Below are 8,444 nucleotides of genomic sequence, written 5' to 3'. Positions count from 1 at the left end.
AGAAAGTAGGGTAAAAATCAAAGACGTTCACCCTACGCAAGCTAACTCAAGGTCGCTTTTATAAATATAAATGTATAAAAAATATTTGGAAGTTAACACAGAATCTAAAGCCTAAGAAACATACAAAATAAAGCGGGCTAAAGCCCGCTCCTATTGAATTTTATTGTTCATGAGAAGAATTCTTATTAACAGCTTTAGACTTTAAACATTAAACTCTGAACTTTAAATTTTTAAATCTCTTAAGGATTCGTAGAGAAAATAGAACCGTTTGCAATCAGCGCTCTTCTGTTCATTTTCAGGATATCTCTTACCCATTCTGCAAAATCTTCAGGCTGTAATACTTTGTCAGGATTTCCGTCTGTAAGACCGCCCTGGATGCTCATATCAGAAGCAATAGTACTTGGAGTCAGCGTAATGACACGGATATTTTGTTTTCTCCATTCTGCCATCATAGATTGAGAAAGAGATACTACGGCTGCTTTTGAAGCGGCGTATGCAGACATATTCGGTCCCCCTTTCAGACCTGCAGTAGAAGCTACGTTAACAATATCACCTTCTCCTTTAGCTTTCATAAATGGATAAGCTGCCTTAGCTGCATAATACACCCCGAAAAGATTGGTTTTTATAACCTGCTCCCATGTTTCGGATGGCATTTCTTCGATCAATCCAAAGTCTCCGATTCCCGCATTATTGATCAGAATATCAATTCCTCCCAACTGCTCTGCTAAAGATTCTATTCCAGCTTTTACCTGAATTTCATTGTCTACAGAAAATACGGCATATGCTGAATTTACTCCTGATTTTTTGATTTCTTCAACCGTCATTTTAAGGTTTTCCTCGTTTCTTCCTGTAATGGCAACGTTTACTCCTTCATTAGCCAAAGCAAGTGCAACAGCTTTTCCTAATCCTCTTCCACCACCTGTTATGATGGCATTTTTTCCGTTTATATTCATAGTAATGATACTTTTCTTGATACAAAGTTACGAAAGAACATTTTTACGAAACAGCGAAAACATGGATTTAATAGTTTTTTAATTGTTTATCGTAAAACTCGATAAAAATTAAAACCGGCTCATAAGAACCGGTTTCAAATCTAAAAAAAGGTATAGTAAAAAAAATAAAAAGCTTAAGGAATCTGGATGGCGTTCTGAACTTCAAATTCTTCTGAAGCGGAGAATTCATTTCCATACATGTCTACAGCTTTCACCTCAACTTTGTGTTTTCCTAATGCTAATTTCTTAGGAAAATCTGCTTCCCAGATATGTTTTGACATTTCAGGATTGGAAGGTCTTCTGCCCGGAAGAATTTTCTCTGTAGAATCCCATTTGAAAACAGAAAGAGCAAAATTCGGGTCGATGGTTTCATCGTACTTCATTTCTTCCCATTTTCCACCGTCTATTCTGTATTCTACTTTGTCTTTTTTGCTTCCCATGAAGAAATTGGCCAGCACTTTGGCTGAAGTTCTTGACGAAGAAATCACTTTCGGAACATATAATTTGATCTGATAGTCTTCCGGTTTTCCAGCAGTTCTGTATTTCACTTTATACTGATTGTCTGCAAAGCTGATAAAAGAATATCCTTTTGCCGTTCCGTCTCTCATGGTTGAGGTAGGAAGTCCGGCATCATCCGGTGTTCCTGAATACCAGTCGCCGCAGGTAGTTCCAACATTATATTCGTGTAATTCTTTGATTCCGTTCCAGCCTGCTTTTTTGCCGTAGAAAATCTGCTGCTGGATATGGGTATGTGCTGATAAAAGCAATACATTCCGGAAAGGATTTAAGAAATCAAATAACTTCTGACGGTCGGCATTTCTAAAATTGTCTTCGTTGTTATGTTCCAACGGAATATGAAAAGAAATGACAATCAGCTTATTCTTATCAACCAGTTTCAGATCGTTTTCGATGAACTGAAGCTGGTCTTCACGGAAACCACCCCAGTATCCTTTGTCATCCCTCGGATCCGGATAAAGAATATCATCCAGAATGATAAAGTGCACATTACCATAGTTGAAAGCGTAATTGGCCGGACCAAAGTTCGATTCAAATGTTTCATCGGAAAGCTTGTCTTCTTTTGCATCATAATTCATATCATGATTTCCCATCACATTATACCAAGGCAGTCCAACTTCTTTCATAACGTCTGCATAAGGTTTCTGCAGGCTTAGATTATCACCTACCAAATCTCCCAGACTGATTCCCAGTACTGCATTTTTCTTAGTATTTTTCACTTCGTTTACGATTCCTCTTTTGAAGTAGTCCAGTTCTTTTTCTGTGTAAGGCTGCGGATCACCGAAAACAAGGATGTCAAAATTTTTGTTCTCGTTTTGCTTATAAAGCGGGAAGTTCAGTTCTTTGGGAAGGTCTCCTGTGGGCGCAACTCCTTTGTATTTAAAATCTGCAGGGGATCCATTGGGTTTATGATGATAATAAAACTGTGGAAGATTGTTTGTATTTAAAGCTGTCTGATATCCTGAAGGTTTGATGACAAAAATACTCTGATCTTCCTGAACCGGAAGACTGTATCTACCGTTTTTATCCGTAAGAACTACCTGAACCCCATTAGAAACGGCTATTCCTTCAATTCCTTTTTCGCGGTTTTCTTTCTTTTGATTTTTGTTACTGTCTTCGAATACATATCCGGCAACAGAAGCCTGCGAGAAAGCCATTGCTGAAACCAGCATACAAGGCATTATAAATTTTATATTGATACTCATAATTTTTTAAATCTTTAAATTATTTTAATCTTTAAATCACAATTATTTATTCCACCACATTTTCACATTGATATTGTCTCCACCCATGGATTGTACGGCTGCATTATAGTTATCCGCATTCATTACTTTTGTAGCGGTAGGATACATAAATCTCACAGGCATCTGTCCGCCGTTCTGAAGTCCGCCGTTATTTGGAAGTACCGGAAGTTTCGTACGTCTGTACTCATACCATTGCTGATGATCAACAAAAAACAGGGAAATGTATTTCTGAAGCATAATTTTTTCCAGAGAACCGTCATACGCCACTTTAGGATTACTGAAGTAATTGGCAGGAACTGTTGCTCCCCACTGTTCTATTATAGATTTCACCCCGGTTTCGTAATAGGTCTGCTGATTTCCTGCGATGATCCCTTTATTTACTAATTCTGCCAGGATAAACTGTACTTCAGAATAGGTCATGATTAAAATCTTTAAAGGGGCTTTCGCCAGGTTCTGGTTCAGGTTGGAAGGCTGATAGTTGAAAGATGTTCCCAAAGCATATCCTGATGGAGCTCCTTTATAACCAAGATCTTCTCCTGATGTTGCTTTAGCTTTCGTAAAAAACATGCTCATCCTTGGATCATTGTTATCTTTCATGGCATTCACAAAGAATTCACCTGCTGCCCTGTACGCTGTAAAATCCTGTGGACGGGCGATCGGTTGTAAGTAAGGAGATATTCCGGAAAGCGGCAGCACTGCACTGTCTGTATTATTCTGGAAAATTGGGTATTGTGCCGGATTGTTGATAATTTCCTGAATTCTTTCATACACATTCACTTCTCCGTTCCGGCTTAGAATTCTGGTCAGTAATCTTAATGATAGAGAGTTACAGAATTTTTTCCATCCTAAAATTCCGGTCTGACTATTTGTATTGGCGTTATAAAACAGATCTGTTTCCGTTAATGCCTGATTGGTATTGAATAACGTGTTGGCTGTTTTCAGGTCATTTAACAGCTGGATATAGACATCTTTCTGCTTATCATATTTTGGTTTTAAAATATTTTCTTCAACTCTTAATGCTTCAGATAAAGGGATATCCCCAAAAGCATCAGTAAGATTGGAAGCAATCCATGCGTTCAGGACCATTGAAATCGCCAGATAATTATTATTCTGTTCTTTTGTTGCATATTTTCTAAGATCGCTTACCTGCTTAAGCCATCTGTAAGAAGTATTCCAGTATCCGTTACCACTTTTTTCATCCATATAATATCTGCTGTAGGAATTTCCTTCATTGGGAAAATCTAAAGCGATCTGCATGATATCAAAGGTGAAATCATCTGCCCTGTTATAGCCATAACTACCCATTTCATACTGTATCGGAGCGAGAAGACTGCCAACTGAAGGGTCTTTAACTTTACTGGTATCTGTATTCATTTCATCAAAGGTTCTGTCACAGGATTGAAGCATGAAAACAGAAACTGCCAATGTCAGATGTATGATTATTTTTTTCATTTTTAAAATTTTAGAATTTAAGATTTAACTGAAAACCAACTGTTCTCGCTGTCGGAAGCTGTCCCATTTCCACTCCCGGAGTGATGGTTGCATTGTCCAGTGTAGCCACTTCAGGGTCAAACATCGGAAATTTGGTCCACATCCATAAGTTCTTTCCGAATATGGCAATCGTAAGATCATCCAGACCTATAGATTTTATGGTTTCTTTAGGGAAGGAATAAGCAATTCTTGCGTCTCTCAGCTTAATAAAGTCTGTACTGAAACTGTTGGTTTCCACATTGGCTCTTCTGTAGTAATCTCCGTAATAAGAAGATACCAGAACTCCTTTTGTGTTGGTACTGTAAGTTCCGTCAGGATTCTGAACAACCCCGTCTCCTACAATCATTCCGCCAGGATTATCTCTTCCCGGAAGAGTAGATTTAAGCTTACCTTGTTCAGACATTTTATGATGTGACTGAGAATACGCAATACCACCATACTGACCGTCAAATGAGAAACTGATCGTAAAGTTTTTGATTTTGAAATCATTCTGAAGACCGGCCCTCCATTTAGGGAATGCATTTCCTACTTTTTCAATATCTGCGGGTCTCGCAGGAAGCCCGTTGTCTCCGTAAATTACTTTTCCCTCCGGAGTTCTTAATAATTTAAATCCATACATATCGCCCAGTGAACCTCCTACTTCCATTTTATAGAATACTACATCTCCTACGTTGGAAACAATGCCATCAAAGCCTTCAGGTAAGGTCATCACTCTGTTTTCGTTCGTAGACCAGTTTCCACCTACTTTCCATGAGAAATCTTTGCCTTTTACAGCTAAGATATCGGCAGAAAGTTCAAGACCTCTGTTTCGGATTTTTCCCGCATTAATGATCCTTTTGGAATATCCTGCTTCGGTGGGTAACGATACAGGGATAATCTGGTTTTCACTGAAATTCTGATAGGCAGTAAGATTCAGGTTCAATCTGTTTTTGAAAAGGCTGAAATCCATACCGGCTTCTATATTGGTATTTTTCTCAGGTTTAAGGGTAGGATTATTAAAAGTGGTAGGTGCTACTACACTTCCTGTAATATTGCTTGCTGTATAATAATTGTCCAAAAGATAAGGATCACTGTCAATCCCTACTTTTGCCCATGAAGCTCTCAGTTTCCACAAGTTCAGATTATTGCTTTTCAGATTAAAAATATCTGATAATATGAAACTGGTACTCACCGAAGGATAAAAGAAAGATCTGTTTTGCTTCGGAAGCGTAGAGCTCCAGTCATTTCTTCCGGTAATGTCTACAAATACTTTATTGTCATATCCCAGGGTAAGCAAACCGTAAACACTGTCTACATGTTTATCTCTTGGTGCCGGATATTTAACCGGAATATTAAGCGCATTGGTAAGGCTGTATTCCCCTGCAGTTTTCAATCCGATGGCCTGATAATCATTAAGCAGGTATTCATTATAACGGATACTTCCCCCTGCTGACGCTGAAATACTGAATTTATTCCAGTCTGCTTTATAAGAGAACAAAAGGTCGTTATTATATTCCTGGTTTTTGATAAACTGCTCTCTGTAGAAACCTTTCAGGTAATTGGCAGAACTCCATGGTCTTTTGGTCGTTCTTTTTTCATTCAGGATTTCAATCCCTGACCTCAGCATTATACTGAAATTTTTATTAAACTGATAATCTGCCGTAATATTTCCTGTAATCGTCTTCTTTCTGACTCCATTCAGCATTTCGTAAGCAATCATATAAGGATTGTCTATGTAAGAACTGAACGGATGGATCTGATCAACCTGTTCCTGCCCTGGCTTCCAGATCGGCTTATACCACTCCAGATCTACATTGGGATTCTGGAAGATCATGAAATAGGAAATCGACTGATTGTTGTATCCCGTCGCAGGAAGGTTGTCACTGGTAGTAGTGTTATAAGCAAATTTTGTTGATATTTTTAATTTTTGGGTAAGCTGATGGGCAAATGACAACGCAAAATTGAATCTGTCGAAGCCTGTATTCGGCATCATCCACTCGTTATTAAGGTAAGTAAGTGAAGATCTGAAGCTGGTTTTCTCATTGGAGCTTTCTACCGAGATACTGTTCGAGTAAGTAGAACCTGTTCTCCAGAAACCTTTAATATTATTTTCATAAGGTCTCCACAATTGTCTTTCCTTGCTCTGCCCCATTACGTTAGGATCGTATTGGAAATAATATTGTCCGGCGAATTTAGGACCAAAAGCACTACTGGTTCCTCCGGTACTTGGTCCATCAGGAGAAAGGCCATAAGAATAGTAAAAGTTTCCTGCTGTATTGGTGGCCAGTGTTCCCTGCCCGTATTCGTATTGCCAGTCCGGCCATTTCAATACGGAATCAAAGCTTGAGGAAGAATTGAAAGTTACTCTTAGTTTTCCGTTTTTTGTTTTTCCGGATTTTGTGGTGATCATTAGGGCACCATTGGCAGCACGGGAACCATATAATGCGGCTGCAGAAGCTCCTTTCAATACCGTTACGGATTCAATATCATCCGGATTGATGCTGTTCAATCCATTTCCAAGATCGATGGGAACATCACCTCCGGAACCAGCTCCATAGGCTGCTGTACCGGAACCTGTGGTGGAATTTCCCAATGGCACTCCATCCACTACAATAAGAGCATAGTTGTGATCCATCATAATGGATTTTTCCCCTCTCAAAGTAATTCTGGAAGTTCCCAACGGTCCTGCTCCGGCGGTCTGGATTTTAAGGCCGGCCACCTTCCCTTCCATGGATTGCGCCCAGTTGTTGTTCTGGGTTTCTTCAAATGTTTTGGCATCTACTTTTTCGGCAACATACCCTAAAGCTCTGTCGTGCCTCTTGATTCCCAAAGCAGTTACAACTACTTCATCAATTCCTTTAACGGTGTCCTTTTTAGCTTTCTGCTGAGCTGCCAGATTGACGCTGACGAATCCTAACAGCGACAAAACCAACAGTTTTTGTGTCTCTTTACGCATTTCCTTTTTGTTTGCGCAAAATTAGAACGACATTACAAGGAACGTCTTAACACACTTTTAACGTTTCTTAAAAATTTATTAAACCATTTGTTAATCCAATCTTAATAACATTAGACAAATAGCTAATTAACAAACAATTAAGCAATTAAGTATTTTTAATATAGTTTACAGACATCATTTATGTATCTTTATTGTCTGGTTTTGAGATAATACTATACATAATACTTAAATAACTGAATTACAATATATTAAAATCAAATTTAATCTCTTATTGCTTTCATTTATTATTAAAAAAGGCTTTAGCTGCTAAAAATAAACAGTCTGCCAATTATCAATAGGCAGACTGTGTAAATTATTGGTTATCTGTTGAGATGGTTAAAAAATTTCGTTTGACCACCACGTCAAAATTCTTTGAATTTTTGCCACCCCTCAAGGAGGGGAATATTTTGTTCTTCAGTTGTTATATTTCTGAAGATTTTAAATCTGTTTATTTATTCTTCAACTGATCAGGAATATTGGTTGTTACGAATCCTATCCCTTGTTTTTTCAATTCTTCGTAAACAGCAACGTCATTTACGGTCCATGAATTGGTAATTAGCCCTAATCCTTTTGCATCAGCAATCCATGTTGGGTTTTTCTGGAAAACACTGTAGTGGTAATCCATACCGTCCAATCCTTCTTGTTTGATCTGCTCAGGAGACAGTTCACCATTCAGATACTGAACTTTAAAAGACGGAGCCAGTTTTTTGATCTCTTTACAGATATTAAGGCTGAAAGAAATAAACTCACTTTGAGATTCCAGCTTCATATCTTTAATCATTTTGATCGTTCTCTCTGTGATTTCATTTTCTATTTCCGGAGTTTTCGCTGGCTTGATCTCAACGATCAGCTTCAGAGATTTGTCTTTTTTCCCCTGCTTCAAATAATCTTTTAAGGTCGGGAATTTTTCTCCGTTGGATAATTTCAATGCTTCCAGTTCTTTGAAAGGAGTTTCTGAAATTTCCATTTTACCATGGTGTTCATCATGATTGATCACCAATACACCATCTTTTGTCATTCTTACATCAAATTCCGACCCATATATTTTTAATTTCTGGGCATTTTCCAATGATTGAATTGAATTCTCTGTTGTTGGAGGCTGAGCCTGGAAATATCCTCTATGGGCAATAATCTGGGTTTGTGCTTTCATCATAACTGTACTTAAAACTGCTAACCCTAAGATAAAATTTTTCATAATATAATTTTAAATTATTAAAATAAAGTCGT

Annotated in this window: 5 protein-coding genes; all 5 read right to left on the bottom strand. The window is 38.0% G+C overall.

The genetic code is table 11. The annotated features are described in order from the left end of the window. Positions 1-239 precede the first annotated feature (239 nt). Positions 240-953: a 3-ketoacyl-ACP reductase gene (locus tag FFS26_RS21315; RefSeq protein WP_137906073.1), complete on the bottom strand. Its 714-nt coding sequence runs from the start codon at positions 951-953 to the stop codon at positions 240-242. 173 nt (positions 954-1,126) lie between these two features. Beyond that, a complete protein-coding gene (locus tag FFS26_RS21310) occupies positions 1,127-2,689 on the bottom strand; it encodes a calcineurin-like phosphoesterase C-terminal domain-containing protein (RefSeq protein ID WP_137906074.1) in 1,563 nt (520 codons plus the stop codon). A 66-nt stretch (positions 2,690-2,755) separates the two neighbouring features. Next, entirely contained in the window at positions 2,756-4,204 is a 1,449-nt protein-coding gene (locus FFS26_RS21305) for a SusD/RagB family nutrient-binding outer membrane lipoprotein (RefSeq protein WP_137906072.1), read from the bottom strand. Between the two features lie 10 nt (positions 4,205-4,214). After that, positions 4,215-7,178, bottom strand: coding sequence for a SusC/RagA family TonB-linked outer membrane protein (locus tag FFS26_RS21300; RefSeq protein WP_137906071.1), 2,964 nt, complete (start codon positions 7,176-7,178; stop codon positions 4,215-4,217). A 487-nt stretch (positions 7,179-7,665) separates the two neighbouring features. Further along, entirely contained in the window at positions 7,666-8,412 is a 747-nt protein-coding gene (locus tag FFS26_RS21295; RefSeq protein ID WP_137906070.1) for a glycerophosphodiester phosphodiesterase family protein, read from the bottom strand. Positions 8,413-8,444: the final 32 nt, after the last annotated feature.

Source organism: Chryseobacterium sp. 2VB (genome assembly GCF_005503635.1).
In the GTDB taxonomy this organism is placed as follows: domain Bacteria; phylum Bacteroidota; class Bacteroidia; order Flavobacteriales; family Weeksellaceae; genus Chryseobacterium; species Chryseobacterium cupriresistens.
Note: the sequence above shows the minus strand (reverse complement) of the source record. Positions and strands in the feature narration are given on the sequence as shown.